This is a genomic window from Formosa sediminum, from assembly GCF_007197735.1.
GTDB lineage: Bacteria > Bacteroidota > Bacteroidia > Flavobacteriales > Flavobacteriaceae > Formosa > Formosa sediminum.
Genome location: NZ_CP041637.1, coordinates 2,966,464 through 2,981,911, shown reverse-complemented (window position 1 = coordinate 2,981,911; position 15,448 = coordinate 2,966,464). Strand labels below are relative to the sequence as shown.

Here is a 15,448-nt window from a genome sequence, read left to right as displayed (position 1 = left end):
TGTTAGCGCGGTAACCCCCAAAATAGTGTTTTAAAGATATACTTCGCTACCTTTATTTTTAAATTCTTCTGATTTTTCTTGCATGCCTTTTGCAAACACTTCGTCGTCTTTAATTTCGTTTACGGCAGCAAAATCACGAACTTCCTGAGAGATTTTCATCGAGCAGAATTTTGGTCCGCACATGGAACAGAAATGAGCAATTTTAGCGCCTTCGGCAGGCAATGTTTCATCGTGATATTCGCGTGCTAATTCTGGGTCTAAAGCCAAATTAAATTGGTCTTCCCAACGGAACTCAAATCGCGCTTTACTTAAGGCGTCGTCGCGATGTTGTGCGCCCGGATGCCCTTTAGCTAAATCGGCCGCATGTGCTGCTAATTTATAGGTAACTACGCCGGTACGTACATCGTCTTTGTTAGGTAAACCTAAATGTTCTTTAGGGGTTACATAGCATAACATGGCGCAACCAAACCAACCTATCATGGCGGCTCCAATGCCCGAGGTAATGTGGTCGTAACCCGGTGCAATATCTGTGGTTAATGGGCCTAAAGTATAAAATGGGGCTTCTTGGCAAGCTTCTAATTGCTTGTCCATATTGGCTTTTATCATATGCATTGGTACGTGTCCAGGGCCTTCAATAAAGGTTTGTACATCGTGTTTCCAAGCTATTTTTGTAAGTTCACCAAGGGTTTCTAATTCTGCAAATTGAGCTTCGTCATTCGCATCGGCAATACAGCCTGGACGGAGCCCATCGCCTAAAGAAAAGGCCACATCGTAAGTTTTCATAATCTCGCAAATCTCTTCAAAGTGAGTATACAAAAAACTCTCTTTATGATGTGCTAAACACCATTTTGCCATAATCGAGCCACCACGTGATACAATTCCTGTAATGCGTTTTGCCGTCATAGGCACATAGCGTAAACGTACTCCTGCGTGAATGGTAAAATAATCGACCCCTTGCTCGGCTTGCTCGATTAATGTATCGCGGAAAATCTCCCAAGTTAAGTCTTCGGCTTTACCGTTTACCTTTTCTAACGCTTGATAAATTGGTACAGTTCCGATAGGTACTGGAGAGTTTCTGATAATCCACTCGCGAGTTTCATGAATGTTTTCTCCGGTAGATAAATCCATAATATTATCGGCACCCCAACGGCATGCCCAAACCGCTTTTTCCACTTCTTCTTCAATGCTTGACGTGGTTGCAGAATTCCCGATGTTTGCATTAATTTTTACTAGAAAATTACGACCAATAATCATGGGTTCACTTTCTGGATGATTGATGTTTGAAGGCAACACAGCGCGACCACGAGCAATTTCTTCGCGCACGAATTCTGCCGTAATTTTTTGAGGAATAGACGCTCCAAAATCTTGTCCGTTATGTTGTTCGGCCAAACGTATGGCTTCATCTATTTTTTGGTTTTCACGAATGGCTACATATTCCATTTCTGGAGTAATAATACCTTGTCTGGCATAGTGCATTTGAGATACATTTTTACCTGGTTTAGCGCGTAAAGGTTTTTTAAGTTCCGAGAATCTTAAATGGTCTAAGCTCTTATCGGCCAAACGTTCGTTACAATATTGGGACGAAAATTCATCTAATTGTTCAACATCATCACGTTTTAACACCCAAGGTTCGCGAATGCGTTCGATACCTTGGTGCACATTAATGTCTTTGTTTGGGTCTGTATAAGGCCCAGAGGTGTCGTACACGGTAACCGGCTGATTTTTAGTGCGGTTTTTGGTCATAGAATCTACAGTGTCACTGAGTTCTATTTCACGCATGGCTACTTGTAATTCAGGGAATAGTGTGCCTTGAACATACACTTTTTTTGATTTCGGAAACGGTTGTCTGGTTACACCGTTTTTTGGTGCTGTGTCTTTTTTCTTCATGGTTATGCATTACATTAAGGTGCAACAGCTTTAGTGTTAACACAAATTAATACTGAAAATAAGATGCTGATATGTAAAAAGGAAACGTGCTTATCCGCCTTGAGTGGCCTGAATAATCAGTATATTATCGTTATTAGAAACCTTTGTATTGTTCCATTTAGCTTTGGTAATAACCGTGTTGTTAATAGCCACAGCAATACCGTTTTGAACAGGACTTAGTTTAGTTACGACAGCTGCAAGCGAAGTATCTTCGGCAACCTGATGAATAGCATTGTTTACGTTTATAGATATCATAATCTTGATTTAGATAAATTTCCATAAACTTTTAAAGGATAAACCGAAATCGGTTTTAGTGAAATGATTTTGAAAAGTCTTAACTTTTTCCTCCGGCTGTATCAACAGCGTCAGGTTCAAAGGATATTTCTCAAACTACATGGTAGTTACTCCTAAAGTTTATTTTAATACTTCAAAGTTAACTGAATTTTATGCTTATAAACAAATTATTTCAAAAGAAATTTAAAAAAATGTATGGCTGTTTTATGAGTTGTTTCCCTTAATTTTGCCATTCGAAAAATAAATGCATGCCACTACCCGATTATAAAAATTTATTATTACCAACTTTAAAAAAATACTTTGGTTATGACGCCTTTCGTGCACAGCAACAAGATATTATAGAATATGTGTTGTCTGGGCAGGATGCCTTAGTTATTATGCCTACAGGTGGTGGAAAATCGATGTGTTTTCAGGTACCTGCATTACTTTTTGAAGGTTTAACCTTGGTGGTATCTCCGCTAATCGCATTAATGAAGGACCAAGTTGATGGTTTAAAAGCTAACGGAATAGCTGCAAACTATTATAACAGTAGTCAGTCGGCAGACGAGCAACAAGATATTATAAATCAGGTTGCAAATCGTGCTTTAAAATTATTGTATGTTGCTCCAGAGAGTTTGGCGGGTTTATCTAATATTTTAAACGAGCGTTATGTTAGCTGTATTGCCATAGATGAAGCCCATTGTATATCGTCTTGGGGACATGACTTTAGACCTTCGTATCAGCAATTAGGGTTTTTAAAAAAATCGTTACCAAACACGCCTATTATTGCCTTAACGGCTACTGCCGATAAAGCTACACGGCAAGATATTTTAGACCAATTACAAATTCCAAATGCGCAACAATTTATTTCGTCTTTCGATAGGCAAAACATCTCTTTAGAAGTGCGCTCGGGAACAGAAAAAGTGAAACAAATTATTAGTTTCGTTAAAAAACGACCTAACGAATCTGGAATAATTTATTGTTTAAGTAGAAAAAATACAGAAGAACTAGCCAAGAAATTAAATAGTAATGGTGTACCTGCAACAGCTTATCATGCGGGATTAAATTTTGATGAACGTAGCAAGGTTCAAGAAGATTTTGTGTACGATACTACGCAAGTGGTTTGTGCTACAGTGGCCTTTGGGATGGGTATTGATAAATCTAATGTGCGTTGGGTGATTCATCATAACATGCCAAAAAATATAGAAGGCTATTATCAAGAAATTGGTCGTGGTGGTCGTGATGGCTTGCAAGCCCATGCCCTACTGTTTCATAGCTATGCAGATGTCATTCAATTACGCCGGTTTGCTTCTGGAGCAGCTAATGAAGATGTACAGATTGCTAAATTGGAGCGTATGAAACAATTTAGTGAAGCCACAACTTGCCGTCGTAAAATTCTCTTGAGTTATTTTGGTGAACTTTTAGAAGAAAATTGTGGGAATTGCGATGTTTGTAAAAATCCGCCACAGATTTTTGACGGTACTATTATCGCTCAAAAAATACTATCGGCTGTGTATCGTTTAAAAGAACAAGAAGCTATAGGTACCATTTTAGATGTGTTAAGAGGTTCGCATAATGCCAATATTTTAGAAAAAGGTTACGATAAGCTAAAAACCTTTGGTATTGGTAAGGATATTGCCTGGAAAGATTGGCAGCATTTTGTGATTCAGCTTATTAATCAAGGGTATTGCGAGATAGCGTTTCATAAAAATAATGCCTTACAACTAACCCAGTTTTCTAACAATGTATTGTTTAAGGGAGCCAAAGTATCTTTAACACGACCGGTGCACATTGCCGAGCCTAAAACGGTTGAGAAACCGAAACGTACTAAAACAAAGCGCGGTAAAGCCAAAGCGACTACCGATAGTTTATTTGAACGTTTACGCCAATTACGTTATAAGATTTCTAAGGAAGAAAACATTCCAGCTTATCTTATTTTTAGTGATAAAACATTAATTGAAATGGAACGTGTTCGCCCCATGAGCATTATGGAACTTATGGATGTTAGTGGTGTGGGTCAACATAAAGCAGAAACATATGGTGATGAGTTTATTGAAGAAATTTTAAATTTCCTAGGAGCCAAACTTAAAAAAGAGAAAAAACGCGCCACACATTTAGTGACTTACGATTTGTATAAAAAAGGGTTGTCTGTAGAAGAAATATCTATGCAACGAAAACTTCGCGATACTACTATTTACTCGCATATAGCTAAGCTTTACAGTGACGGAAAAGATATAAATATTTACGATTTTGTCTCTAAACGGGAAGTTGAAGACGTTAAACAAGCTAAACAAAACATTAAAGACGACACCTCCTTAAAAGCGTATTACGAGTATTTTGAGGAACAATTAGATTATTTTAAAATAAGACTAGCGTTAAGTGTTATAGATAAATAAAACGACACGTATTTCTTAAAAAATGTTTCAATTTACAGTGAGTTTCTTAAATTCGTAGTTACGATTAATAACTTTATGATAGCATTAAAAACACAATTATATAAAGTAGCGCTTAGCAGTTTAGTTTTGGTTTCTGGGATTAGTTATGCACAGAACGATATGCTTGTTCAAGATTCTACAAAAGTGGCATCTTCTAAAAAAATAGAAGTAGAATATACTGATGAAGGTTTTGAGTTTAAAACGTCAGACGAAAAGTTTTTGCTACATATCGAATCGCGTTTACAGTTTCGGTTTGCAACGCCAAACGACCAAAATCCCATTACTTTTGATGAAGCGTTTGCAGATAAAGCCAGTGTATTTAAAATAAATAGAGCGCGGCTAAAAGTAGGTGGTCATGCATTTCAGCCTTGGTTAAAATACTATTGGGAATATGAATTATCTCAAAGCAACCTTTTGGATTTTAGGATAATGGTTGAAAAATGGGATTTCTTTAAAATTAAAATCGGACAATGGAAAACTTACTATAACAGAGAACGTGTAATATCTTCTGGGAAGCAAGAAATGGTAGAACGCTCTATATTAACACGACCATTTACTTTAGATAGACAGCAAGGTGTTGAGTTTTTCGGACGTGTTTCTGCTCATAAATATGCCGATTTTACGTATAATCTTTCAGTTTTAACAGGTGCTGGTCGAGGAGCTACAGAAAATGATGATGACCATTTATTATATGTGGGACGTTTACAGTATAATTTATTTGGTCGCGAATTGGGTTTTACGGGGTCTGATTTAGATTATCATAAAGATTTTACTGGTTTAATTGCTGTAGCTGCTGCCATAAATAGAAGTCCTTATACGCGATTCTCTCAATCTGGAGGAGGGCAACTCTATGGTTTTGAAGATGGTGTAAATGGACAATACCGTGTAAAACAAGGATTGTTAGAAGCCGCATTTATGTATCGTGGATTGTCTTGGCAAAACGAATTTCATATTAAAGATATATACGACCATGTTAATTTAAAAACCACCACTTTAAAGGGAGCTTATTTTCAGGCCGGCTATTTTTTTAATAACATATGGTCTAAATTTCCAAAACCTTTAGAGATTGCTACACGATACGCGCATTTTGTCCCTGATGATGCTATGTCTTTTGCTTATGAAGATGAATATGTGTTGGCTGCGAACTGGTTTTTTAAAGGACATAGAAATAAATTAACCGCAGAGATTACATATTTCGATTTTGAGCAGTATGAAGACCAACTATCAGACGAGTGGAGATTTAGAATTCAGTGGGATATTTCTCTGTGATTTTCCCATGTAAAGTAATGTCTTTAGTTTTTTAGAACAAATTATTATGCAAAACTTTTCATTTAACCACGTCGCTATTTCTGTAGAAGATGTCGATACTTCAGTTGCCTTTTATCAGAAGGTGCTTGGACTAAAAGAAATTAAAAATACAGCTTCAGCTTCTAAGATGCGATGGTTGTCTTTAGGAGGGCATCATCAACTCCATGTAATTCCTCGTCCAGGAGCCAAAATCACAACAAATAAAGCGGTGCATTTTGCATTATCAACAACAGATATAAAAGCATTTATTGCTCATCTAGAGGAGTTAAACATACCATATTCCGATTGGAAAGACACTCCTGACAAAGGATATGTAAGACGTGATGGTATTATACAAGTGTATTTTCAGGATCCTGATCGGTATTGGGTTGAAGTAAATAACGATTGCTCTTAAACTCCTTTTCCGTCATTTATAGTTTACATATCAATATATACAACAATGCTATAAAGAGTTTGATTTTCGTTGATAACTCCTAATAAATCTGTTTCATTAACCGCGACAAAAGTTATATTTTGCACGCTCTTATTTAACGAAATAAAATGAAAGTCTGTATAGCCGAAAAGCCAAGTGTTGCCCGCGAAATTGCATCTGTTCTAGGTGCAAATACTCGTCACGATGGTTATTATGAAGGTAATGGCTATGCGGTAACTTATACATTTGGTCATTTGTGTACCTTGTTTGAGCCTAACGATTATAAACCGCATTGGAAAAGTTGGGATTTAAATAATTTACCCATGTTACCGGACAAGTTTAAAACTAAAGTAACTTCAGATTCAGGTATTCAGAAACAATTTAAAATTGTTAAAAGCTTATTTGATAAAGCCGATGTGGTAATAAACTGTGGGGATGCTGGTCAGGAAGGAGAACTTATACAGCGTTGGGTATTAGACCAAGCGGAGTATAAAGGTAAAGTGGAACGTTTATGGATTTCGTCTTTAACCACAGAAGCCATTAAAGAAGGTTTTGAGCATTTAAAACCCTCTGAAGATTATGATAATTTATATTATGCCGGATTTTCTAGAGCGATTGGAGATTGGTTATTAGGTATGAATGCCACGCGTTTATACACCGTTAAACATGGTGGTTATAAACAAGTTTTGTCTGTTGGGCGCGTACAAACCCCTACTTTAGCGATGGTGGTAAATCGGTTTCAAGAGATTGAAAACTTTAAACCACAACCGTATTGGGAGTTGCAAACCATGTATCGGGAGACTTTATTTAGTTATGAAGAAGGTCGCTTTTTAAAAATGGAAGATGGAGAGCTTCTGGCTAATAAAGTCAAAGAAGACGATTTTGAAATTGTATCTATTACTAAAAAGAAAGGCACAGAATACGCTCCTAAATTATTCGATTTAACCGGGTTACAGGTGTATTGTAATACCAAGTTTGGATTTTCTGCAGACGACACTCTAAAAATTGTACAGCGTTTGTACGAGCAAAAAGTAGTGACTTATCCTAGAGTAGATACCACATTTTTACCTAGCGATGTATATCCAAAAGTACCGGGAATACTTAAAAATCTAACGAATTACAATACGTTAACAGCGCCACTACTGGGGAAGAAAATTAAGAAATCGGCTAAAGTGTTTAACGATAAAAAAGTTACCGATCACCACGCGATTATCCCCACAGGGATACAGATTAACTTACAGTATAATCAGCAATTGGTTTACGACATTATTGTAAAACGTTTTATTGCGGTCTTTTACGACGATTGTTCGGTATCTAACACCACTGTTATTGGAAAAGCAGCCGATGTTAACTTTAAAACCACTGGAAAAGAAATACTTAAAAAAGGTTGGCGTGTTGTTTTTGAATCGCCAGATAAGGAGAAAAAAGAAACAGGTATTTTACCAACCTTTGTAAAAGGTGAAAAAGGGCCACACGAACCGTCGTTTTTAGAAAAACAAACCAAGCCACCCAATCAGTTTACAGAAGCTTCCCTCCTACGTGCTATGGAAACAGCAGGAAAGCAAGTAGATGACGATGATTTGCGAGAATTGATGAAGGAAAATGGTATTGGAAGACCCTCTACACGGGCTAATATTATTGAAACTTTATTCAGAAGAAAATATATAGTACGTAATAAAAAGCAAATTTTACCAACAACCACAGGGATTCAGTTAATTGAAATTATTCAAAATGAATTATTAAAATCGGCTGAATTGACAGGACTTTGGGAAAAACAATTGAAAGATATTGAGAAGGGCGAATACAATGCGGGGACGTTTATAAATAATATGAAGCGCATGGTAGACGAGTTGGTTTACGATGTTCGCAGCGAGACTAAAAGGGCCAATATTTCTTATGAAGCTACAGCTAAAAAGAAAGCCGCAAAAGTTGAAGCCAAACAGCAAGCTGGACTGTTGGCTGAATCTTGTCCAAAATGCAAACAAGGCACCTTAATTAAGGGTAAAACCGCTTATGGTTGTAGTGCGTTTAAATCGGGTTGTACCTTTGTGTTGCCTTTTAGTTTTAACGATAAAAAGATTTCTGAAAAGCAATACATCAGATTATTACAAAAAGGATCAACGGTAAATCTAAAAGGGTTTAAAACTGATGCCGGAAAAGTGGAAGGTTTGTTGCGTTTTGATGATGATTTTAAACTGGTATTAGAACCCAAAGTTACCGCTAAAAAAGAAGTTAAAACAGAAGTGCCTGATACGCTAACTTGCCCGAAATGTAAACAAGGTACAGTTGTAAAAGGCAAAACCGCTTATGGATGTAGTGCGTTTAAATCGGGATGTGATTTTAGAGTAGACTTTAATGTGATTAGGGAAAAATCTGCAGGAGAAAAACTAACAAAAGCTTTGGTTTTTAAAATCTTAACAGCATCTATTTAAAGTTATGCACAAACACTATAAATTATATAAACCTTACGGGTATTTAAGTCAGTTTGTAAATAATGGCCCTAAAAAACGAAGTAAAAAATTATTGGGTGAATTGGGAGTCTTTCCTGAAGACACCATGTCTATAGGTAGATTAGACGAGAAATCTGAAGGACTTTTATTACTTACCACAGATGGAAAAATTAGCTTTTTGATTAACTCCTCTAAAGTCGATAAAGAATACTACGCACAAGTAGATGGCATCATTACTACAGAAGCCATTAAAGCATTACAAAATGGTGTAGAAATTGGCATTAATGGTAAGACCTATACCACTAAACCTTGTACTGCTTTTAAATTAGACACACCGCCTGATTTCCCAGAACGCGGTAAAAAACTAAGAGACGAAAGACACGGACCGACTTCTTGGGTTTCTATTACATTAAACGAAGGTAAGTTTAGACAGGTACGTAAAATGACTGCAGTTGTGGGCTTTCCTACCTTGCGTTTAGTACGTGTTCGTGTAGGAGCTATTGGTTTAGAGTCTTTAAATCCAGGTGAATTTATAGCACTTGAAGATATAAAAGCAGAATTAGGCTTAGACCCCTAAGCGCTCTAAAACATCTTTTTTAAAGGTTTCTCCAATGGGTATGCGCATATCGTTTTGTAACACAATTTTTGTTTTTTGTAAGGCTTTAATAGCATTTACATTAACAATAAACGATTTATGCACACGTAAAAAGTGATTATTTCTAGGAAGTTTTTCTAACATGTCTTTAAAACTCATTAGTGTAATTACAGCCTTATTAGAGCCTTCCAAATGTATTTTAATATAGTCTTTTAGTCCTTGAATGTAAGTGATTTCATCTGTTTTAATTTTTATATTTTCATATTCAGATTTTACAAAAATAAAGTCGTTTTCTGGTTTAGTAATACTTTGTTCAATAATTGGGCTAGATTGTGTTTGAGAAGGTTTCAAATTTAATAACTCGAATTTTTCTTTAGCACGCGCTACAGCTTTAATAAATCGGTGAAACGGTATAGGTTTTACTAAATAATCTGTTGCATTAAGATTGAAGCCATCTAATGCGTATTGCGGATAAGCCGTTGTAAAAATAAATTGAGGTAAATTTTCAATAGACTTAACCAAGTCTATTCCACTTAAATTTGGCATTTCAATATCTAAAAAAACCAAATCTACATGTTGTTTATTTAATTGTGTAATCGCTTCTAAAGGATTAGTACATTTTGCAATAATATCTACTCCTCCTATTTGATTTAAATAAGATTCTACGATGTCTATAGCTAGAGGTTCATCATCTATTATTATACATTTCATACCGTTAAATTTAAGTTTAAATGTACTATAAATTGATTACTAACTTCTTTTATTTCTAATTTATGTTGATTTGGATATAGCAATTGTAAACGTTCTTTAGTGTTTTGTAATCCTATACCAGAATTTTCTGGATCTTGTTTTCTATTGCCTATTAAGTTAATACTTTTAAAATCTAAATCGTTACCATTAATGTTAATTTCTATACAAACAAATGTATTCCCTTTAAAATCGGTGCCATATTTAAATGCATTTTCAATAAAAGAAATTAATAGTAAAGGTCTAATTTTTTGTTGCAATACACTACCTCTAATATTAAGAGTTACATCTTGATTTCGGGCTATTCTAAGACGTTGTAGTTTAAGGTAGTTTTGTATATAATCTAGCTCGTCACTTAATTTTACAAAATCATTATCTGCTTGATATAACATATAACGCATTAATTCTGAAAGCGTAATAACGGCTTCAGGAGCATCATTAGATTTTTTGCTTGTTAACGAGTATATACTGTTTAAAGAGTTAAATAGAAAGTGAGGACTGAGTTGATTTTTTAAAAAATGTAATTCTGCAGATGATTTTTGAGATTCAATTTCTTTTTGAAGCTGAATGTTTTTATCCCACTCAGAATACATCTTAATGGCGGTGCCGATTACTACCAATATTAGATTGAAAAATAAAGGTAAACCAAAGCGAAAAATTATAAAGTTTGGTTTGTTTATTCCATCAAGACCGGCTATATGATGTAATGAAGATGGTTTAGGTAGTATAAGTTCTATAAATATAACTCCTAAAATAATAAGTACGATTACGGAAGTTAGATAATTAGATTTTTTTTTGTTAAGTAGAAACTTAGGAACTAAAAATAAGTAATTGAGGTAAAAAACAAAGATTCCAACAATTAAAAAATTAAGAAACGTTAAAGGAAAATTGCCAGTATTAAAGTAGACTTGGAGAAAGAATAAAAATAAAAAAATAGCCCAAATTACAATATGGATTAAGCCTTCTTTCTTTAAGTTTCTCAATAGGTGGTTTATTGATTTACCCATTATTGATTACTGCTAATTTAAACAATTTAAAACAATCTTATTTTCTTGTAGTTCTATTTTTGAAATTGTAGGAGCAACTTTACGTTCTAATTTATCAATTACTAATGCTGCAATTTTATTAGCATCGTCTTCGTTACAGAAAGGTATTTCGTTTTGAATAGCAGGTATATTATCTTGTTTAATCAAGATTTTATTGTGTAAACTAATTTCATATCCAAAACCAGAATTTACAGTGTAAATTCGTGTAGAATAATCTGAAGAAGACTCTGTACTTGTTTGGTAAAAAATAACAACTATTATAGCTATTAAACCAAAACCAAAAGCAAATTTTAAAATATTCTTCATAAACATATTAATTTAATCCCAAGACGTGCATCACTACATCTTGGGATTTAAAATAAACAAATTAAAAAACAAACAATTAATATTAACCTTATAAAAGGCTAGTAATAATTAATCTTCGTCGTCGTAATCCTCTTGAGGAAACAACTCATAGTTATCGTCTAAATATAAACTTCCACTTCTACCTAATAGAACGAAAGCTCTAGTTCCTGTAGAGAACGCTAATGCATCCTGACGAGAATATCCTTCTAATCCAGTAATATCTTCCCACTCATCTTTACCTGGATCATATTCCCAAGTACTGTTTAAAACACCTCCATTATAACCAGAAACAATATATCCTAAACCATCAATAGAAAATCCAACAGCGTTAGATCTTGTAATGCTGTAGTCATCTTCTTCGTCTAAATCTAATTTACTTGTAAATACTTCTGTAGCTGGATCAAATTCCCAGAAATCAGTTTTATATAATCCATTACTTACACCTGTACCAATATATACTTTATCACCAATAGCAAATGTAGTTCCAAAACGACGTTTCTCTCCTCCGAAACCTACTAATTCAGACCAAGTATCTGTAGTTGGGTTGTATTTGTAAAAATCTTTTCTGTCGTTATCTCCATCGTAACCTGTACCAACATAACCAGTTCCGTTAGCACCAAATCCAATAGCAGCTTGTCTTACACCGCCCATAAAATCTGCTTTTTGAGTCCATGTATTTGTACTTGGATTATATTGCCAAAAATCAGATAATTCATCTACTCCATCGTATCCAGTACCTAAGTAACCTAAACCATCTAGAGCGAATCCTGTAGCAGCACTTCTTTCAGTTCCAGGGAAATCTGCTTTTTGTACCCAATAGTCACCTGCAATGTTATATTGCCAAAAATCAACTAAATAATCATCTCCGTCATATCCAGTTCCCATGTAACCTAATTCATCAATAACAAAACCAACTACATTACTACGTGGTACACCATCAAATACAGAGCGCTCTACCCAGTTTCCTCTATCGTCGTCATCATCACTTGAACAGTTAAACAGACTTAATGCTAGTGCACATAACACTAGAACTTTTGTTGAATTTGTAATCATATTTAGAATCATTTATTATAATTTATTACTAGCTTAATTTTAGTGCCAGTTTTGTATTAAATTAGAACCTCAAATTTACACGCTATTAAAAGGGTTAAAAAATAAAGTAGATAGGCTTAGTGTTTGTCTATACAAACACCGCCTCATGCTCGATGAATAGGGTTGTAAAGTGTAATAGTATAAATATAAGTGTTTGAAGAGATATAATAGTATTTTGTCTAACAATTTTTACATCTAAATTATAAGATGTTATGTTCGCAAGATTTTAAAATTGAAATATGAATTCTATTTTTTTTAGAGCGCTTTTAGGCGCATGCTGTTTTATAGTGCTTTTAGCATCGTGTGAAGCAGATACTACTTCTATATCTGATATTGGTGAGGATTGGATTAATAATGAAACTAAAGTATATTACATTGACACGTTTACTGTTGAAACATCTACTTACAAATTTGATTCTTTAGCCATTTCTAGTGCCAGTCAATACCTTATAGGTAGTTATAAAGATCCTGTTTTAGGGGGAATTAAATCTACTCCTTATTTAGAAATGTATACAGATAATTTTGATATAGATGAAGATGCTGTATTTGATTCTGTTGCCTTGATATTAGATTATACAGACTATTATTACAATGATACACTGTCTAGACAGAAATTTAATGTATATAAAGTTTTAGAAGAAATAACACAGGATGATGACGATAGTTATTACTATAACACTACAGATTTTGAAATAGGTACAACGTCTCTTGGATATATAGATTTTCTACCTACTCCTATTCGTGAAGACTCAATTCATTTTACTTTAAACAACGATTTTGGAAAAGATATCTTTGAAAAACTTCAAGATAATATAATTAATAATACTGATGAATTTACAGAAGAATTTAAAGGTATATCTATAGTATCAGACGATAATAATACTACGGTTTTAGGAATTAGTACAAATTCTAAATTACGTATATTTTATACTATACCAGACGATGAAATAGTAGAAGATGGAGATGAATCTTATTTTGATATCACGTTTAATTCTGCAAATAGTTTTCATAATATTTCTCAGACTTCAATTAATTCTAATTTAAAGAGTTTACAAGATCAATCAGACGAAGTGTCTAGCAAATCAACAGACAATACAACTTATATTCAAGCGGGTTCGGGTTTAGCGACTAAAATTGACATCCCAAATATAGAACGTATTAATACTATAAATGGTTCTGGTTCTATTATGGATGCCTACTTACGAATATCATTAAAACATAATTCAAATAACGATGACTTGTCTGTAAGAGATTCATTGAATGTATATATAATCGATCAGTTTAATGATACCTCTACGACTTTGGTAGATTACACAGGTAGTACAGTGTATGGCATTCAGACAGATGATGAAAATGGATTAAATAATGGTTATGTAACATATGTTATTTCAATAAAATATTTTCTTGATTTAAAATTAAATGAAGATAATCCTCAAAATCTATTTTTAGGAATAACTTCCCAAGGTTATACTGATTCTGTAGATCGTTACATTTTAGAAGGAGAAGATTCAGAAAACACTGATTATAAAACAACCTTAGAGTTAAACTATGCAATATACGATGATGAATATGACTATTAATATATCTAAATTATTAACACCCCTTTGCCTTTTAGTTACTACAGCTTTGTTTTCTCAAAGTAATTCTCTTTCCAGTTCTCCATATTCATTATTTGGTATGGGTACTTTTAATACATCTAATACCGGGAAAACAGTTGGTCTAGGGAATACGGGTATAGCTAATAGTTCTTCAACTTTTATAAATAATCTAAACCCGGCCTCCATGGCTACAATCCCGTTAAAGACTTTTTTCTTTGATGTGGGGTTAAAGTCTGAATATGGTGTGCAAATAGAAGATGGCTCTAAAGACACTAAAAATGTAGCTAACTTTTCTAATATGGCTTTTGGGTTTCCTTTAACTAAAAAGTCGGGTGTTAGTGTTACGCTTATACCATATACTAGTGTGGGTTATGGTATATCTAATATTAAAACAGATATAGAAGGTTCTACAAGTTACTTTTTATCGAATATTGAAGGTTCGGGTGGGTTAAACGATTTAAAACTTAATTATGGTTATAAGTTGTTAGATAATTTAAATATTGGAGCTACAGGGTCTGTTTTGTTTGGTCAGATTATTGAAACAGAAAGAAGTTATATTGGTTCTAACACTTTAACTATTTATGACACTAATAGTTATTCTGGTTTTCAATTTGGAGCAGGTATACAGTATTCTCCGTTAGAAAATGTTACTGTGGGTTCTGTTATTACATTCCCTAGTTTATTAGATGGTACTCAAAATCGTACAGTGTCTCAATTTTATGATAGTGATATAGAATATGATCAAGATTTAGATGCTTTTGAATTGCCTCTAGAAGTTGGTGTAGGTATACAAACAGAATTTATGGATCAGGTTAGTGTGTCTTTAGATTATACAAAGAAATTTTGGAATGATACAGATCAGACTGATGAATTAGGAACTTTTGTAGATCAAAATATTTTAGGTGTTGGAGTTGAATTTGATCCGAATGGTAATCAATTAAAATTTTGGAATACTGTAGAGTACCGCGCTGGTTTTAATTACGATTCTGGTTATTTAGAGATTAATAACCATAAAGTTCATGATTATGGTTTTGATTTGGGTATAGGAATCCCTTTACGTTACGATGGGTTTTCAATGCTTAATATAGCCTATACTTACGGTAAAAAAGGCCAAGTTTATGATGGCCTTATTCAAGAAAATTATCACATGCTAACACTAAATATTAGTTTAGCAGGTCAATGGTTTGTTAAGAGAAAGATTCAATAAGATAAAAAAATGAA

At 34.0% G+C, this 15,448-nt stretch carries 13 protein-coding genes and 1 riboswitch; of the genes, 7 read left to right on the top strand and 6 right to left on the bottom strand.

Going from position 1 to position 15,448, the window contains the following annotated elements; genetic code table 11:
* Positions 1-30: 30 nt before the first annotated feature.
* Positions 31-1,887, bottom strand: coding sequence for a phosphomethylpyrimidine synthase ThiC (gene thiC / locus FNB79_RS13060; RefSeq protein ID WP_143381730.1), 1,857 nt, complete (start codon positions 1,885-1,887; stop codon positions 31-33).
* Positions 1,888-1,977: 90 nt separating this feature from the next.
* Positions 1,978-2,181, bottom strand: a complete 204-nt coding sequence (thiS, locus tag FNB79_RS13055; protein ID WP_143381729.1) for a sulfur carrier protein ThiS — start codon at positions 2,179-2,181, stop codon at positions 1,978-1,980.
* 70 nt (positions 2,182-2,251) lie between these two features.
* Positions 2,252-2,345, bottom strand: a riboswitch (TPP riboswitch).
* Positions 2,346-2,468: 123 nt separating this feature from the next.
* Between thiS and recQ the strand changes: the two genes are divergently transcribed.
* The 5 genes from recQ (at position 2,469) to FNB79_RS13030 (ending at position 9,381) form a co-directional block, all read left to right on the top strand.
* The gene (recQ, locus tag FNB79_RS13050; RefSeq protein ID WP_143381728.1) at positions 2,469-4,595 is read left to right on the top strand and encodes a DNA helicase RecQ; all 2,127 of its coding nucleotides are present in this window, start codon (positions 2,469-2,471) and stop codon (positions 4,593-4,595) included.
* A 75-nt stretch (positions 4,596-4,670) separates the two neighbouring features.
* A complete protein-coding gene (locus FNB79_RS13045) occupies positions 4,671-5,903 on the top strand; it encodes a porin (protein WP_185967775.1) in 1,233 nt (410 codons plus the stop codon).
* 46 nt (positions 5,904-5,949) lie between these two features.
* Positions 5,950-6,336 (top strand): VOC family protein, encoded by a 387-nt coding sequence (locus tag FNB79_RS13040; protein WP_143381727.1) that lies wholly within the window; start codon positions 5,950-5,952, stop codon positions 6,334-6,336.
* Positions 6,337-6,482: 146 nt separating this feature from the next.
* Entirely contained in the window at positions 6,483-8,786 is a 2,304-nt protein-coding gene (locus FNB79_RS13035) for a type IA DNA topoisomerase (protein ID WP_143381726.1), read from the top strand.
* Between the two features lie 4 nt (positions 8,787-8,790).
* Complete coding sequence (locus tag FNB79_RS13030) at positions 8,791-9,381, top strand: pseudouridine synthase (protein WP_143381725.1); 591 nt, start codon at positions 8,791-8,793, stop codon at positions 9,379-9,381.
* Here the strand turns inward: FNB79_RS13030 and FNB79_RS13025 are convergent.
* The 4 genes from FNB79_RS13025 to FNB79_RS13010 all read right to left on the bottom strand — a co-directional run bounded on the left by FNB79_RS13025 (position 9,370) and on the right by FNB79_RS13010 (position 12,590).
* Positions 9,370-10,110, bottom strand: coding sequence for a LytR/AlgR family response regulator transcription factor (locus tag FNB79_RS13025; RefSeq protein ID WP_143381724.1), 741 nt, complete (start codon positions 10,108-10,110; stop codon positions 9,370-9,372). The two genes, FNB79_RS13030 and FNB79_RS13025, sit on opposite strands and share 12 nt — an antisense overlap.
* Positions 10,107-10,739: a sensor histidine kinase gene (locus FNB79_RS17260; RefSeq protein ID WP_185967774.1), complete on the bottom strand. Its 633-nt coding sequence runs from the start codon at positions 10,737-10,739 to the stop codon at positions 10,107-10,109. The genes FNB79_RS13025 and FNB79_RS17260 overlap by 4 nt, the downstream gene beginning before the upstream one ends.
* Before the next feature lie 426 nt (positions 10,740-11,165).
* Positions 11,166-11,498, bottom strand: coding sequence for a DUF4907 domain-containing protein (locus tag FNB79_RS13015; RefSeq protein ID WP_185967773.1), 333 nt, complete (start codon positions 11,496-11,498; stop codon positions 11,166-11,168).
* A 108-nt stretch (positions 11,499-11,606) separates the two neighbouring features.
* On the bottom strand, positions 11,607-12,590 hold the full coding sequence (locus FNB79_RS13010) for a Kelch repeat-containing protein (RefSeq protein WP_143381721.1): 984 nt from the start codon (positions 12,588-12,590) through the stop codon (positions 11,607-11,609).
* A 278-nt stretch (positions 12,591-12,868) separates the two neighbouring features.
* Here FNB79_RS13010 and FNB79_RS13005 point away from each other — a divergent pair, with 278 nt between their 5' ends.
* Both FNB79_RS13005 and FNB79_RS13000 read left to right on the top strand, forming a co-directional pair.
* Entirely contained in the window at positions 12,869-14,209 is a 1,341-nt protein-coding gene (locus FNB79_RS13005) for a DUF4270 family protein (RefSeq protein ID WP_143381720.1), read from the top strand.
* On the top strand, positions 14,199-15,434 hold the full coding sequence (locus tag FNB79_RS13000; protein ID WP_185967772.1) for a hypothetical protein: 1,236 nt from the start codon (positions 14,199-14,201) through the stop codon (positions 15,432-15,434). The genes FNB79_RS13005 and FNB79_RS13000 overlap by 11 nt, the downstream gene beginning before the upstream one ends.
* The last annotated feature ends 14 nt before the right edge of the window (positions 15,435-15,448 follow it).